Raw genomic sequence first — 15,376 nt, forward strand, 5'->3', positions numbered from 1 at the left:
ACACGTAGCTAAAATAAAACGCATGATTTCGGTTGTGCGTTTTTTATTTTTGGGAGATGGGGAATTTTAGGTGTTAAAAAACGGAGCATATAGCTCCGCTTCTTATCGTATTCGATAATTAAAAATTAACGAGCACGGAAGACGATGCGGCCTTTAGAAAGGTCGTATGGAGTCATCTCAACAGTTACTTTATCACCAGTAAGAATACGGATGTAGTTCTTACGCATTTTACCAGAGATGTGTGCTGTCACTACGTGACCATTTTCAAGTTCAACACGGAACATTGTGTTTGGTAGAGTATCAAGGACAGTGCCTTGCATCTCGATTACGTCTTCTTTAGCCATCTAATCCTCTTTCGAAATTTGGCGGTTTTCAACGGCTTGATTGTGCCGTTAAAATCAAAATATGTAAAGTTGTCGCGTATTCTACCCTTGCCACCGTTGATTTACTAGCCTTTGATGGCGTTGAAACCGTACTTTATAGTTCATTGCAGGGCATTCATCGATTTGATAACCCAAATATAGCCATTGTTTATGCTCTTTCTGGGCGTGTTGGATTTGGAATAGAACACTAAGTGTTCCCATGGATATGTCGATATCTGGATCGAAGAAGGTATAAAACGCGCTAGTGCTATGAGGCATAACATCGGTAACAGCAATTCCGATCAACTTATTCTCGTCGTAGATATGCATGAACTTTGTTGTAAGCCACTCATTTTGTGAGAATTGTAGAAACTCCTTTTTCTTTGGTGGATACATGGTTCCCGAACGATGACGAGCGGTTATGTAGCGGCTATATAAATCAAACCAGTTATCATCCATTGTGTCTTTGAGTTCCCAGCGAAATGTTTTCGCCTTGTTGAGGACCCGTCTTTGGCTTTTGGAGAACTTAACTTCTGGGATAGAAACACGAATGGCCTGGCATGCTGAGCAATTGTCGCAATGTGGCTTGTAAATGGTAGTTCCACTGCGACGAAACCCGTTTGCGAGCAGAACTTCATAACTCTCTGAAGTGTGCATGTGCTCATCAAGCGTGACTGCCACTCTTTCTTCGAGGTGTGGTAAATAGCTGCAAGCGTGATTATCTGTTAATCCAATTCTGATTTGTTGTAAATCTGGATTCATTAAGGCATTTCCTTTAACCATTGGGTTTTAAAGCATGCATCGTCAACGGAGGTTTCTTTTAGTGACTGCAGAGCGTTTAAGAATTCGTTTCTATCGACCTCTATAGCGCCCAAGGACTCCAAGTGAGGGTTCATGACCTGACAATCAATGAGCTTCCCACCGAACTGGTTAAAGTGTTCACAAAAGTACCACAGCGCGATCTTAGAGGCATTGGTCTTCAAGCTAAACATCGATTCACCGCAAAAGACTTGGCCTCTTTGTAAGCCATAAAGCCCGCCGATCAATTCATCGCCTTGCCACACTTCAACGGAATGACAGAATCCTAATGAAGCAAGTTCGCGGTAAGCTAACTGCATGTCGTTGTTTAGCCAGGTTTCCTCTTCGGATCTTAACGAAGAGCAGTAACCGATTACTCTGTCCGTCGCTTGATTAATGCTGACACGATAATTATGTTTTCTTTGAAACTTTTTAAGACTTTTTGATGCTTTGAATGTCTTAGGGTTAAATATCGCTCGCGGTGCAGGGCTCCACCAAAGTATAGGCTCACCTGGGCCGTACCATGGAAATATACCTTGGCTATAAGCGTTCAAAATTCGCATTGGTGACAAATCACCACCAAAGGCGAGCAGACCGTTGGGTTCATCAAGCGCGTTGAAGGGCGAAGGAAACTCTATACTAGTAGTATCAAGTTCGGTTAGGTATATAGTCATAAGTACCGCGTTACAGATTAATCACTGACCAAGAGGTCTTTAGGAGTTTTACCATGAAGAAGTTGCTTTGGATTTTACTTGTTTTGCCCATGTTGGCAAATGCAGCTTACAACAGAAACCAAGCTCGACCAGTGAATGAGGTGGTTTATGGTGAGATCGATACGGTTAGATACATCACTCAACAAGAGATCGTTGAATCGAAAGCGAATGGTTGGGAAACCTTATTGGGTGCTGCGATCGGTGGCTTGATCGGTAATCAGTTTGGTGGTGGCACTGGTAAGGAAGTCGCAACGGCCGTGGGCGCAGTGGCTGGTGCGGGAATAGCTCGTAACCGGGGTAATACACAGTACAAAGTCGAATACAAACTTGTCGAGTTATTGGTCAAAACCAAAGAGGGCAAGTTGGTTAACATTATTCAAGATGTCGATAACTCGATGTTGTTTAACCGAGGTGACGATGTGCGCATTCTCTATTTTTCTGATGGTGTTCGCGTTGATATCGTGTACTAGTGTGTTGGTTTTATTGATTGGCTGATTAATCGCCTTTATCAAGGGGATTAGCTCTGGAGTTAGTTGGAAAAGTTAGTTAATCTGCAAGTACGAAGAATTATTCATCACCCGAAAATAAATACGCGCCAGTGACTTCGGGTGGTACAAGGACTATAAGATTTAATGGAAAGCCTTACGTTACAACCAATTCAAAAAGTGAACGGGGAAGTTAACCTACCTGGTTCAAAAAGCGTTTCCAACCGTGCACTTCTTTTGGCTGCACTTTCTACGGGAACCACTCGCCTAACAAACTTGCTAGACAGTGATGATATTCGTCATATGTTGAATGCATTGACTCAGTTAGGTGTTGATTATCAGTTGTCTGCAGACAAAACCGTTTGTGAAGTGACAGGTGTTGGTGGTGCATTTTCAAGTGACAAAGCCCTCGAGCTTTTCTTAGGTAACGCGGGTACGGCGATGCGTCCGTTGGCGGCTGCACTATGTTTAGGCCGCGGTGAGTATGTTCTGACAGGCGAGCCTCGCATGAAAGAGCGTCCGATTGGCCACTTAGTCGCTGCACTACGCGAAGCCGGCGCCGACGTTCAATACTTAGAGAACGAAAACTACCCACCATTGAAGATCACAGGTACAGGTCTGAAGAGCGGTACGGTTTCTATCGACGGTTCAATCTCTAGTCAATTCTTGACGGCATTTTTGATGGCTGCGCCCTTAGCTGAAGGTGAAGTGACCATTAAAATTGACGGTGAATTGGTTTCTAAACCTTACATCGATATTACGCTGCACATCATGAAGCAATTTGGTGTGGATGTGATTAATAACGATTACCAAGAGTTCGTGATTCAGACTGGGCAATCTTACACAGCTCCGGGTGACTTCTTAGTGGAAGGCGATGCATCATCAGCGTCTTATTTCCTGGCAGCCGCTGCGATTAAAGGTGGTGAAATTAAGGTCACTGGTATTGGTAAAAACAGTATTCAAGGTGATATCCAATTCGCTGATGCGCTTGAAAAAATGGGTGCGGAAATCGAATGGGGTGACGACTACGTTATCTCTCGTTGTGGTGAGCTGAAAGGCATTGATATGGATTATAACCATATCCCTGATGCTGCGATGACTATTGCGACAACGGCTCTGTTTGCGAAAGGCACAACAGCTATCCGTAACGTCTACAACTGGCGTGTGAAAGAGACGGATCGTTTAGCTGCGATGGCAACCGAGCTGCGTAAAGTCGGTGCTGAAGTGGAAGAGGGAGAAGATTACCTCATCGTTAACCCAGTAGCTGAACTGACACACGCGGCGATTGATACTTATGATGATCACCGTATGGCGATGTGTTTCTCGTTAGTGGCCTTGAGCGATACGCCGGTTACCATCAATGATCCAGGTTGTACTTCAAAGACATTCCCTGACTACTTCGATAAGCTGAAAATGCTAAGTCTATAAAAATGCAAAACATATATAGGTTGAGGAAGTAAAAAGCTTGCCTAAATGGCAAGCTTTTGAATTATTGCTGAAGCGTAAATTCTTTCGAAAGATGGTGCGCTAAGTATTTAAACATGTTAAATACCGCGGTTGTATGTTCTGTTGGCATTCCATTACTGTCTAAGAAATATTCACCTTTGAAAATTAGAACATCGTCTTTTTCTACTACGCTGTTTGCGCGCATGCCTTCAATGTAGTCATCATGTGATTGGATAATTTGGTTTGCGATAAGCAGTAAATCAAATTCTGCTATTACTTTCTTTGTCATGAGTTTATCTCTGATAACTGAATATAATGTTGAGTTTATGGTGTCGAACTAGAAATTCAATGATTTCACAACCGTTTAAGAGAGTCTTTTTCGAATATCCACAATTTATTTTGTGATTTACGACAAAAATAATTGAATGGAACTCGCGTTAGATTCGCGGACAAGCTTAGTATGAGCCCGTTTAGACGTAATGCCTGATGAATAGGCTCTTGCAAGTATTCTTCGTGAGTACTTTATAGCTTCTTTATATTGTGACCCTTTATCTATGAGTCGTCGAATTGTCGAGCGATCAGATCCAATTTTGAAAAAAGCGGTTGATCTTCTAGTAATCTCGCACAATAGTAAAAAAAGAAGCAATGAATTTAGAATATCATGCGTAAAAGCCCGCAAGTTAAATTGTTGGTGCTGAAGCATCGTGATTAAGGACGTTAGAGTCAATATGGGTAAATCGCTCGTTATAGTGGAGTCGCCAGCCAAGGCTAAAACTATCAATAAATACCTTGGCAAAGACTTTGTCGTTAAGTCGAGTGTAGGTCACGTACGTGATTTACCAACGGCAGGTCAAAGTACTGGTAAAAAGGCTGCTGCAGTTTCAACCAAGGGTATGAGCCCAGAAGAGAAAGCTCGTATCAAAAAAGAAAAAGATCGTAAAGCACTTATTAAAAAAATGGGTATTAACCCTTACAAAGAGTGGGAAGCGAATTACCAAATCTTACCTGGTAAAGAAAAAGTTGTTGCTGAATTACAAAAACTGGCTGAGAACGCAGACCACGTTTATCTCGCAACCGATTTGGACCGCGAAGGAGAAGCTATCGCATGGCACCTTCGTGAGATCATCGGTGGCGATGAAACGCGATACAAGCGAGTGGTCTTTAACGAAATCACCAAGAATGCTATTCAACAAGCTTTCGAAACTCCAGGTGAGCTAAACATTGATGGCGTAAACGCACAACAAGCACGACGTTTTATGGACCGTGTTGTTGGCTTTATGGTGTCACCTCTGCTTTGGAAGAAAGTAGCACGAGGCCTGTCCGCAGGTCGTGTTCAATCGGTAGCCGTTAAGCTGTTGGTTGAGCGTGAGCGAGAGATTAACGCTTTCATCCCTGAAGAGTTTTGGGATGTACATGCTGACACTAAAACAACAGATAAAACAGATTTCAGGCTACAAGTCGCGCAGAAAGATGGTGTTGCGTTTAAACCTGAAAACGAAGCGCAAACTCAAGCTGCCGTTAGTGTTTTAGAAAAAGCCCAATACGAAGTATGTAAGCGTGAAGACCGCCCTACGAAGAGTAAGCCGTCTGCACCTTACATTACATCGACATTGCAACAAGCGGCGAGTACGCGTCTTGGTTACGGCGTAAAGAAAACCATGATGCTGGCTCAACGCCTGTATGAAGCGGGTTACATCACTTATATGCGTACTGACTCAACCAACTTGAGTTCAGAAGCTGTAGAAGCCGCTCGTGAATACATTGGTTCTGAGTACGGCGCGAAATACCTTCCACCTAAAGCGCTGGTATACGGCAGCAAAGAGGGGGCTCAAGAAGCCCACGAAGCGATTCGCCCTTCAAGTGTAGATGTTAAGTCTGAAGATCTAAACGGAGTAGACGCAGACGCACACAAGCTTTACTCGCTGATTTGGAATCAATTCGTAGCATGTCAAATGACACCAGCTCAATACGATTCAACGACAGTAAGCGTTAAAGCTGACGAGTACACGCTAAAAGCGAAAGGTCGTATCCTTAAATTTGATGGTTGGACACGCGTTCAACGCCCAATGGGTAAAAACGAAGACTCGATTCTTCCAGCAGTGCAGATTGGCGATAAGCTCGATCTCATTGCGTTAGACCCTAAACAGCACTTCACTAAGCCACCGGCACGTTTCACTGAAGCGGCACTTGTTAAAGAGCTTGAGAAGCGTGGTATTGGTCGTCCTTCAACTTATGCATCGATCATCTCGACGATTCAAGATCGTGGTTACGTGAAAGTTGAACAACGCCGTTTCTATGCTGAGAAGATGGGTGAAATTGTCACTGACCGTCTAGACGGCAGCTTCAATGACCTAATGAACTACGACTTCACTGCTCGTATGGAGCAGAAGTTGGACCAAATCGCAGAAGGCGAAGCAAGCTGGAAAGGCGTGCTAGATAACTTCTTCGAAGACTTTACTGGCGATTTGGAAAAAGCAGACTTAGACGAAGACGCTGGTGGCATGAAGCCAAATCATATCGTGGAAACCGATATTGAGTGTCCGACTTGTAGCCGTAGAATGGGTATTCGTACGGCTTCGACGGGCGTATTCCTTGGTTGTTCTGGCTATGCACTTCCACCAAAAGAGCGTTGTAAGACAACCATCAACCTGGGTGATGAAGAAGGCATTATCAACGTGCTTGAAGAAGACGTTGAAACCGCAGCACTTCGAGCCAAAAAACGTTGTCCTATCTGTGAAACAGCAATGGATGCTTATCTAATCGATGATAAGCGTAAGATGCACGTGTGTGGTAACAACCCGAACTGTGAAGGTTATGTGGTTGAGTACGGCGAATTTAAAGTGAAAGGCTACGATGGTCCGCTTGTTGAATGTGATAAGTGTGGTTCTGACATGGTTTTGAAGAACGGTCGTTTTGGTAAATACATGGACTGTACGAGTGAAGATTGTAAAAACACTCGTAAAATTCTGAAAAATGGCGAAGTTGCGCCACCTAAAGAAGATCCCGTGCACTTCCCTGAGCTTCCATGTGAAAATTCAGACGCCTACTTCGTGCTTCGTGATGGTGCTTCTGGTCTGTTTATGGCGGCGAGTAACTTCCCTAAATCACGAGAAACACGTGCGCCATTAGTAGAAGAGCTGGTTCGTTTTAAAGACCGTATTTCACCTAAATTCAAATATCTAACATCAGCGCCAGTTGCTGACCCTGATGGTAAGCCGACAGTGGTTCGTTTTAGTCGTAAGACTAAAGAAAACTACGTTCGTACTGAAGTCGATGGAAAACCATCCGGTTGGACTGCGTTGTACATCGACGGTAAGTGGGAAGTTACGGATAAGCGTAAAAAGCCCAAAGAAAAGTGATTAAACGTTATTGATTGAAAAAGCAGCCATTCGGCTGCTTTTTTTTGATCTAAATATGACTAATTATGCAAATGATTGGCTGTTGTTAGTTCTGGAGTATTATTAAATGACCACAGGAAAATGAAGGAAATGATTAATCGTATCTTTTTATGTGGCTTTAACAATATTGTAACTCAATTAAAATACTGTAACTCTCAAGTTTGGGGTTAGTTGTATACCTAATGTGTGGTGAGTGTTAATGTAATGTATCTCTGAGAGGGGGGTAGTGTGAGCTGCTTTAAGTCTTAGAAAAAGCAATCGGTTACATAGCGCAGAATGGCGTATTAAAAATTGAAATCGACAGGAAAGTCGATAACGTATATAAAACTAAGTGCAAATAATAATGCACATATAATAACGTTTGGCTTAGGATATTGTCACTGTATGTGAATAGATATTCGCTAAGTACCCTGAATAAGTGTTAGTGCTCATCCCCCAGAGGAAGATACCTCTACGAGTACTGACATCGACAAGCTATAGATATATGGAGAATAAAATGGCTGGTGTATTGGGAATGATTCTTGCTGGTGGCGAAGGCTCGCGCTTGAGACCTTTAACAGAATCTCGCAGCAAACCCTCAGTTCCGTTCGGTGGTAGCTACCGCTTAATTGATTTCGCTTTAAACAATTTCGTTAATGCAGATCTTATGAAGATCTATGTGTTAACACAATTTAAGTCACAATCTTTGTTTCATCATATGAAAAAAGGTTGGAATATCAGTGGCATAACAGATCGTTTTATTGACCCTATTCCAGCGCAAATGCGTAAAGGAAAGCGTTGGTATGAAGGTACGGCAGATGCTATTTACCAAAATATGGGTTTTATGGAGCTGGAAGAACCAGATCAAGTCTGTATTTTCGGTTCTGACCACATCTATAAAATGGATATCAAACAGATGCTTGATTTCCATAAAGAAAAGAGAGCGGCTTTAACGGTTTCAGCTTTACGTATGCCACTTGCAGAAGCTTCTGAGTTTGGTGTTATTGAGGTTGATGCTGACGGCCGTATGATTGGCTTTGAAGAGAAACCTGCAAATCCGAAGTCGATTCCGGGCGATCCAGAATCAGCGCTCGTTTCAATGGGCAACTACGTATTTGAAGCGAAAGAACTTTTTGCTGAACTAACGGAAGATGCTGATAGAGAAGGTTCGACACACGATTTCGGCAAAGACATTATTCCAAACATGTTCCCCCGTGGTGACGTGTTTGTTTATGATTTCAGCACCAACCGTATTACTGGTGAGAAAGAAGAAGTTTACTGGCGCGATGTAGGTACGATTGACGCATACTGGCAAGCGCACATGGACCTTCTCAAGAAAGATGCGCCATTCTCACTATACAACCGCAAATGGCCTCTACATACTTATTACCCACCACTACCACCAGCTACGTTTACTGATTCGGCAAATGGTCGAATTCAGATCATTGATAGCCTTGTGTGTAGCGGTAGTTATGTACGTGGTTCGCGTATTGAAAAGAGTGTATTGGGATTCCGCAGCAATATCGCATCAGCGTGTGATATTAGCGAAAGTATCTTACTCGGTGATGTAAAAGTGGGTGAGGGTTGTATCCTGCGCCGCGTTATCATTGATAAAGATGCAGACATCGCACCGGGTACACAGATTGGTGTAAATTTGACAGAAGACAAAAAGCATTACCACGTATCTGATGATGGTGTCGTAGTTATTGAAAAAGGAGCACGAGTTGGTTACTAAGACTCTCTCGGTACTTTTTGTAGCGTCTGAAGTTGAAGGCTTGATTAAAAGTGGTGGCTTGGCTGATGTAGCCAAGGCACTGCCGAAGGCTTTGCAAGCTCTCGACCAGGACGTTCGAGTGACTATTCCCGCATATAGAAATATTCCAAACATTGACTCAGCAGACGTTATTTTATCGACTGAACTCGATCATTGGCCTCATACTGCTTATCAGGTTAAGAAACTGACCGTAGAAGGCGTTCAAGTTTTAGGTATCGAATGTGCCCAGTATTTCGACCGCCCAGAAATGTATGCAGAGAACAACCAAGCTTACGCTGACAATGGAGAACGTTTTTCGTTTTTTAGCGCCGCGTGTTTGGATATGTTGCCAAAGCTTGGTTTCCAACCTGATATCGTTCATGCGAACGACTGGCATACGGGCTTTGTTCCTTTCTTGCTTAAGTTTCGTTATCACCAGCACGAATTTTTCGAAAACACTCGCAGTGTTATATCAATTCACAACGCGGTTTTCAAAGGCGTTTTTTCTTACGAAGAGTTGCAGTGCCTGCCTGAAATGCACAGCTATAACGTACCTGAAGCTGCGGTAAGTGATACTCACGTTACCATGTTAAAAGCGGGTGTTTTGTGTGCAGATAAAGTGAATGCAGTAAGCCCAACCTATGCAGTAGAGCTCAAAACTGAGCTTGGCAGTCATGGTATGGCAGCAGAGTTCCAACACAGAGCTTCGGACTTGTTCGGTATTTTGAATGGCTGTGATTATGGTGCTTGGAATCCTGAAACGGATGATTTTTTACCTCGCAAATACAAAGCGACCAAGCACAGCATGGTTCGTGGTAAATCGGCGTGTAAGCAAAAATTGCAACAAAATGTTGGTTTGCCAGCTATCGACTGCGCTGTGTATGGCATGGTTTGTCGTCTGACCCATCAAAAAGGCGTACATTATTTATTGCCCATCATCGAGCAGTTTTTGAAGAACGAGCTTCAGATCGTGATTGTAGGAACAGGCGATCCAGTGTTGGCGAGTCAGCTAAAAGATCTGTCGGCACTTCACTCAGATAAGTTCTCGTTTGTTGAAGCGTATAACAACGAATTGGCGCATTTAGTTGAAGCGGGCTCTGACTTCTTTTTGATGCCTTCTGAATTTGAACCTTGTGGCTTAAACCAAATCTACAGCATGGCTTACGGTACTTTACCGATTGTTCGATCTGTCGGTGGCTTAAAAGACAGCGTAAATGATTACGATAAGGATCCTGAAGTCGCGACTGGGTTTGCTTTTGATGAACCAACACCGCAGGCGTTACTGGCAGTCTTACATCGTTCATTGCTGCTTTATGCGCAAAATCCATCTGAAATTAAGCGCGTTCAGCTTTATGCGATGCAGCAAGATTTTAGTTGGGAAGATGCGGCTAAAGAATACCTAGCTATGTACCATTCAGCATTTTAACTTGTTGACTTAGCTTTAAAATTAGCTGGGAGCAACAACCGCTCGTAATAAATGAAGGCGCTCTAATTGTAGAGTGCCTTTTTGTTTCCTGGTCAGAGCACATCACGTTTACGAAGACAAAGCTTGCAAACTCATTTTAGTCAGGTAGAAAAGGTGAGGTAAGTATTCATATGACTAATGATAGGTTTGACACTATTATCACTTAAAGTTCTTAATAGCGTGATATCCTAGTCATCGCCTCGTGATGAGGCATAGCTCCATTCCAATAATTAAAGCGATAGGTATGTCTGAGAGTTTACTATTTCATAAAACATTTACTCACCCTACGAGCGATGAGTGGGTTGTATTTGTGCATGGCGCAGGAGGCAGTTCCTCCATCTGGTTCAAGCAGATTAAAGCGTATAAACAGCATTTCAACTTGCTGCTCATTGACTTGAGAGGGCATGGTAAATCAGACAATATACTTAAAGGGCTGATTTCGAATCGTTATACCTTCAAATCGGTGACGCTTGATATTCTCAAGGTATTAGACCATCTTAAAATCCGTTCTGCACATTTTGTTGGCATGTCTTTAGGCACGATCATAGTACGTAACGTTGCGGAGTTAGCTGCAGGGCGTGTGCGTTCAATGGTATTAGGCGGCGCTGTCACTAAACTCAACACTCGTTCTCAAGTTTTAATCAAATTAGGTAACTTAAGTAAACACATTATTCCTTATATGTGGTTATACAGTCTTTTTGCATATGTAGTAATGCCACAAAAAAGCCAAAAAGAGTCTCGTCATCTGTTTATCCGAGAAGCAAAGAAACTGTGCCAAAAAGAGTTTAAACGTTGGTTCATCTTAACCGCAGATGTTAATCCCCTAATGAAGTATTTCAAAGATAGAGAGTTACCCATTCCTACTCTCTATTTAATGGGAGAGCGTGATTACATGTTCATTAAGCCAGTAAAGGAAATGGTGCAAGCACATGAGTCGAGTGAACTGGTTGAAATCGCTAACTGCGGTCACGTCTGCAATGTAGAAAACCCTGAAGCATTCAATCAACATTCTATCGAGTTTATCCAAAAGCAAATCCAATGATTCTCTAGGTTTATTATCAGCTTAGATGATTAGATAGAATTGAAATAAAAACGGGAAGCTAGATTAGCTTCCCGTTTTTATATTGAGGAGGTATCAAACCGAACCTCTTGTCACAGTCTTTGCGTATTACTCAGGTGAGGCTGCGCCACACTGCCAACAAGAACCAAATAGTGCTTCGTTGACTTCGTGACACTCACTACATCGCCACTCTTCATAGATGATCGAATCTTGCTGCTTTTGGTAATCATTTACAATAGTGCGAGCTTTGTTAGCCAGTTCTGGTTCATACAGCCAAACGTACGGGTCAGTGTCTTCTGTAAATGGGAGTTCCCCTTTTAAACCAAACAACCCCTCACCACGGACCTCACATGCAATATTCTCACTTTCTAGCAATCCACATATGATGTGGGCTTCTGTCGGATTCGATGCAACAAAGATTTTCATGACATAGAACCTTAATCAGTTATCGGTGTTGAGCGAAATTTGCCCATTAGCCATTTAGCAAAAATTGGGAACACCCCGAGTAAAGCAAATGACAACAATACTGAAGGGGAAATGATACCTGAAAGCGAGTCAATCTCCGCAAGTTGAGTACCGGCGTTCAAGAAAACCGCAGTGCCTGGTAGCATGCCTATTTGGCTTGTAATGTAGTAACGACTGACCGACATTGGCGTTAGGCCCATCAGCAAGTTGATAAGGAAAAATGGGAATACAGGAATCAGACGCAAAGAAAATAAGTAAAATGCGCCGTCTTTTTCAACCCCCTTGTCAATCGTCGCCAATTTGTCACCAAACTTGGTTTGAATCCAGTCACGTAATAGATAGCGGCTACTTAGAAAGGCAAGGGTAGCACCAATTGCACTTGCGAAAGATACCAGCAGCAAGCTATTCCAGAAACCAAATAGAGCAGCTCCGAGCAGGGTGACAACAGCGGCACCAGGAATTGAGAAAGCAGTAATCATTACATACGCAACAAAATAGATAGCGGCAGCTGCAATAAAGTTGCTGTCAATGTAGTCATTTAAGACAGCTTGTTGGGTCTTAGCATTTTCAAGCGTTAAGTACTGGCCGAAATTGATGCCTAACAAGACAATGGTTACGACCAACACAATACCCAATATCATTTTCTTACTCATTGATACTTCCTCTAAATTTTCAATGCATACCGATAGTATAGATAGACAGGCAAAGCATAGATTAACTTTCACCAGATATAAAAAAAGCCGCAGTAAATGCGGCTTAGTTATGTATATATTGCACTGACAATGTTAATTGACGCGATTGATAAGCTCTTCGCGACGATGCTGCGGTATAACAGACCAATGTGTACCATTGATCGCACCTTCTAGCGCCCAAAGTAGTTCAATACTGACAGAAGACGCATGCGATTCTTTGATGGCGTTAAATGCGTTTACAGAGCCAGATTCATATAAACGTTCTACAGAATCGATTCCTGCCTTTTTCAACATACGCTCGGTAGCGAGTCGAAGATTAGGCAGATCTTTGAGTCGGGTCGGCTTGGCAGAAGACTGCTCAGCTTTTTCTTCTTTAGCAAAACCCAGAGACGTGGTTGCAAGCTGCAAGATTTTCTCTTGGTCTTGCCATAGGCCTTCAGGTAAAGCGAAATATTTAGTAACAACAGGGAAACCACGTTTTTTGTAGACGTACGGTTGAAACCCTTGTTGTTCGAATTGCTTTGTTGTGCATTTGTCTGCTCGTATGTGCAGTTGGTCATTAACAACCAGAGCAAACATTGTGTCATCAGCAAAAAGACCGAATCCACCAAACATTGAGCGTGATTTTATTTTTCCTAGGGACTCAAATAACTTCATTGAGTCCTTTAGTATCGGTTTATCCATGTTATTTATCTCGGTGTATTTGAAGTACGCCACCAAATAAGCAGGTCCGAGAGATTAGCAAAATGTTGCAATTAAATTGTCAATAAGCCGTAAATTACTAAATGATTAGTAGTTACTGCATTTTGCCATCGGTAACTCCGCTACCATACCAACGAGTGGTTTAGGCCGGAAGCTTTGCGTCTCACTCTTTCGAGTGGTTTGCCCTGTGCGTGACTGATTGAATAGAATAAAGTTTTTGTTGAATGAGGCTCACACTTGTTATTTCAAAATGTGATATTGCTTCAATTAATGATCTTTGTATTGTGCATCTAGGTTCATTTTGGGTGCTGATAAAAAAAGCGCACCTAAAGGTGCGCTTGATGAAATTAAACTCATTTTATCAATTAATTTAACGTTTTAACTGTACATCGCTCTACGATTTCAGGGTGCATTTCGAAGACACGTTTTTCATGATCTTTGTCTTTTATACGTTCTAATAGAATTTCGAAAGCATTTTTACCAACACGACGTTTCGGTTGGTGCACCGTTGTTAAAGGTGGTGAAAAGTATTCAGCTAGCTCGATGTTGTCGTAACCAATGATCGAAATATCTTCAGGAATACGAATACCTTTCTGTTGCAGGCGACTCATTAGACCTAGTGCCATCGTGTCATTAAAGCAGAATACAGCCGTCGGGCGATCTTCCATCTCAACGATTTGCTCTGCAGCAAGAACTGCCGTATCGCACTCGAAGTTGCCTTCGATGATCATGTTATTATCGGTAGAAATCTTAGCTTCGTTCAGTGCGCGCTTGTATCCGGCAATGCGTTCAACACATGCTGCTTTGTCTAAGTGGCCACTTAAACAGGCAATTTTAGAGTGACCGCGTTCAATCAGGTACTTGGTTGCTAGGTAGCCACCTTCTTCAGAGTTATCAATGATCTTATCAGCTTGAGAGCTCTCTGGGCCCCAGTCCATAATAACTTTCGGGATGTCAGCGTGACGGTCTAACATCACTCTTAGTTCTTCAGTTAGGTCTGAACACATAACTAAGATGCCATCTACACGTTTCTCTGCCAGCATTCGAATGTAGTCACGTTGCTTCTCATAGATACCACCTGTGTTACACAGGATCAAAGTGTAACCTTGACGGTAGCAGTAGCTTTCAACACCATCGATAACTTCAGAGAAGAATAGGTTGGTTGATTGAGTAACAAGCATGCCGATAGTGCGTGTTGTATTGCACTTCAAGCTACGAGCTACAGCACTTGGCGCATAGTTCAGTTCGTCTACAGCTTTGTTTACTTTTTCTTGAGTCGCTTCTGCAACAAAACGTGTTTTGTTGATTACGTGAGAAACGGTTGTTGTCGATACGCCGGCTAAGCGAGCGACATCTTTTATCGTGGCCATGGTTTTATCCTATTAGAAGCTACTTTCCCAAAGTACGGAATAAAGTAGCCGTTAAGCTACCTAACTAAGAGCTATAATTTGTAGGGCTCTTTGGGTACTAACGTGCTAAAAAACAAAAAACCGCTATTGAGCGGCTTGTCTTAACACCGAAATGCTCTGAACTTAAACAAGCATAGCATTTCGTGAATGTTTCATATTTTATCGTTTGCGGTCACAATTTTAGACTGACTAGAAGTTACTCGCAATAAAATTCACCCTGAAATCCGGGTGAATTGTCACATTCTATTGAATTTATTTACCTAGTCATGCAATAAGCTTAGTCACCAGCTAGATATTGAGCGTCTAAATTACAGAAGGCGAGTAACAGAGATGAGACTGAAGCGTAGAAACCGAATTCGTCAACGTCATGACATTTCACGTTGAACTTGGGTACCCAAGTAAGGAGTTGTTGTTCGATAAACTGTTGTTGAACGGAAAATGATTTTTCTAGCTTTTCTTCAAGCTCAGTTTCGTTAGATCTAATGATCAAGTTACCAAGGAAATCGAGTTCGATAGCAATGTGGTCTGCTGGCTCTTTTAGATCTTGGTTCACCACTAAGTTGTGCTTAGCCATGATCTCTTCCATATCTTTTGCTGGCTTATCATTCAAAAGGCCAGTTTCGCCGATATACATAGAAGCGTATGGAAG

The 15,376-nt window shown here is 42.5% G+C and carries 15 protein-coding genes and 1 riboswitch; of the genes, 6 read left to right on the top strand and 9 right to left on the bottom strand.

The window, feature by feature from the left end:
• Positions 1–125: 125 nt before the first annotated feature.
• From infA to aat, 3 genes are all read right to left on the bottom strand, one after another.
• The gene (gene infA / locus ACED48_RS19775) at positions 126–344 is read right to left on the bottom strand and encodes a translation initiation factor IF-1 (RefSeq protein WP_001040192.1); all 219 of its coding nucleotides are present in this window, start codon (positions 342–344) and stop codon (positions 126–128) included.
• An 81-nt stretch (positions 345–425) separates the two neighbouring features.
• Complete coding sequence (locus ACED48_RS19780; protein ID WP_017055032.1) at positions 426–1,124, bottom strand: arginyltransferase; 699 nt, start codon at positions 1,122–1,124, stop codon at positions 426–428.
• A complete protein-coding gene (gene aat / locus ACED48_RS19785; protein WP_017055033.1) occupies positions 1,124–1,834 on the bottom strand; it encodes a leucyl/phenylalanyl-tRNA--protein transferase in 711 nt (236 codons plus the stop codon). Before aat ends, ACED48_RS19780 begins: the two co-directional genes overlap by 1 nt.
• Before the next feature lie 53 nt (positions 1,835–1,887).
• Between aat and ACED48_RS19790 the strand changes: the two genes are divergently transcribed.
• On the top strand, positions 1,888–2,343 hold the full coding sequence (locus ACED48_RS19790) for a glycine zipper 2TM domain-containing protein (RefSeq protein WP_017055034.1): 456 nt from the start codon (positions 1,888–1,890) through the stop codon (positions 2,341–2,343).
• Between the two features lie 162 nt (positions 2,344–2,505).
• A complete protein-coding gene (aroA, locus tag ACED48_RS19795; protein ID WP_017055035.1) occupies positions 2,506–3,786 on the top strand; it encodes a 3-phosphoshikimate 1-carboxyvinyltransferase in 1,281 nt (426 codons plus the stop codon).
• A gap of 61 nt (positions 3,787–3,847) precedes the next feature.
• Here aroA and ACED48_RS19800 read toward each other — a convergent pair whose 3' ends face one another.
• Positions 3,848–4,093, bottom strand: a complete 246-nt coding sequence (locus tag ACED48_RS19800; RefSeq protein WP_017055036.1) for a YciN family protein — start codon at positions 4,091–4,093, stop codon at positions 3,848–3,850.
• A gap of 439 nt (positions 4,094–4,532) precedes the next feature.
• On the opposite strand from ACED48_RS19800, the gene topA reads away from it, so the two are divergent.
• From topA to ACED48_RS19820, 4 genes are all read left to right on the top strand, one after another.
• On the top strand, positions 4,533–7,163 hold the full coding sequence (gene topA, locus ACED48_RS19805; RefSeq protein WP_017055037.1) for a type I DNA topoisomerase: 2,631 nt from the start codon (positions 4,533–4,535) through the stop codon (positions 7,161–7,163).
• A gap of 523 nt (positions 7,164–7,686) precedes the next feature.
• The gene (glgC, locus tag ACED48_RS19810; protein ID WP_077680223.1) at positions 7,687–8,916 is read left to right on the top strand and encodes a glucose-1-phosphate adenylyltransferase; all 1,230 of its coding nucleotides are present in this window, start codon (positions 7,687–7,689) and stop codon (positions 8,914–8,916) included.
• Positions 8,906–10,360 (top strand): glycogen synthase GlgA, encoded by a 1,455-nt coding sequence (glgA, locus tag ACED48_RS19815; protein ID WP_017055039.1) that lies wholly within the window; start codon positions 8,906–8,908, stop codon positions 10,358–10,360. The genes glgC and glgA overlap by 11 nt, the downstream gene beginning before the upstream one ends.
• Before the next feature lie 283 nt (positions 10,361–10,643).
• Entirely contained in the window at positions 10,644–11,441 is a 798-nt protein-coding gene (locus ACED48_RS19820; protein WP_017055040.1) for an alpha/beta fold hydrolase, read from the top strand.
• Positions 11,442–11,567: 126 nt separating this feature from the next.
• Here the strand turns inward: ACED48_RS19820 and ACED48_RS19825 are convergent, their stop codons facing one another.
• The 5 genes from ACED48_RS19825 to torD all read right to left on the bottom strand — a co-directional run.
• Positions 11,568–11,885, bottom strand: coding sequence for a DUF2007 domain-containing protein (locus ACED48_RS19825; protein WP_017055041.1), 318 nt, complete (start codon positions 11,883–11,885; stop codon positions 11,568–11,570).
• A gap of 11 nt (positions 11,886–11,896) precedes the next feature.
• A complete protein-coding gene (locus ACED48_RS19830; RefSeq protein ID WP_017055042.1) occupies positions 11,897–12,577 on the bottom strand; it encodes a TVP38/TMEM64 family protein in 681 nt (226 codons plus the stop codon).
• A 132-nt stretch (positions 12,578–12,709) separates the two neighbouring features.
• Positions 12,710–13,300, bottom strand: coding sequence for a TfoX/Sxy family DNA transformation protein (locus tag ACED48_RS19835; RefSeq protein WP_084026652.1), 591 nt, complete (start codon positions 13,298–13,300; stop codon positions 12,710–12,712).
• Positions 13,301–13,427: 127 nt separating this feature from the next.
• Positions 13,428–13,513, bottom strand: a riboswitch (cyclic di-GMP riboswitch).
• Between the two features lie 170 nt (positions 13,514–13,683).
• A complete protein-coding gene (gene purR / locus ACED48_RS19840) occupies positions 13,684–14,688 on the bottom strand; it encodes an HTH-type transcriptional repressor PurR (protein ID WP_017055044.1) in 1,005 nt (334 codons plus the stop codon).
• A gap of 316 nt (positions 14,689–15,004) precedes the next feature.
• Positions 15,005–15,376: molecular chaperone TorD (gene torD, locus ACED48_RS19845; protein WP_371726460.1), on the bottom strand; the 372-nt coding region annotated here is incomplete at its 5' end.

Origin of the sequence: Vibrio sp. 5S239 (assembly GCF_041439575.1) — a bacterium.
Classification (GTDB): Bacteria; Pseudomonadota; Gammaproteobacteria; order Enterobacterales; family Vibrionaceae; genus Vibrio; species Vibrio kanaloae.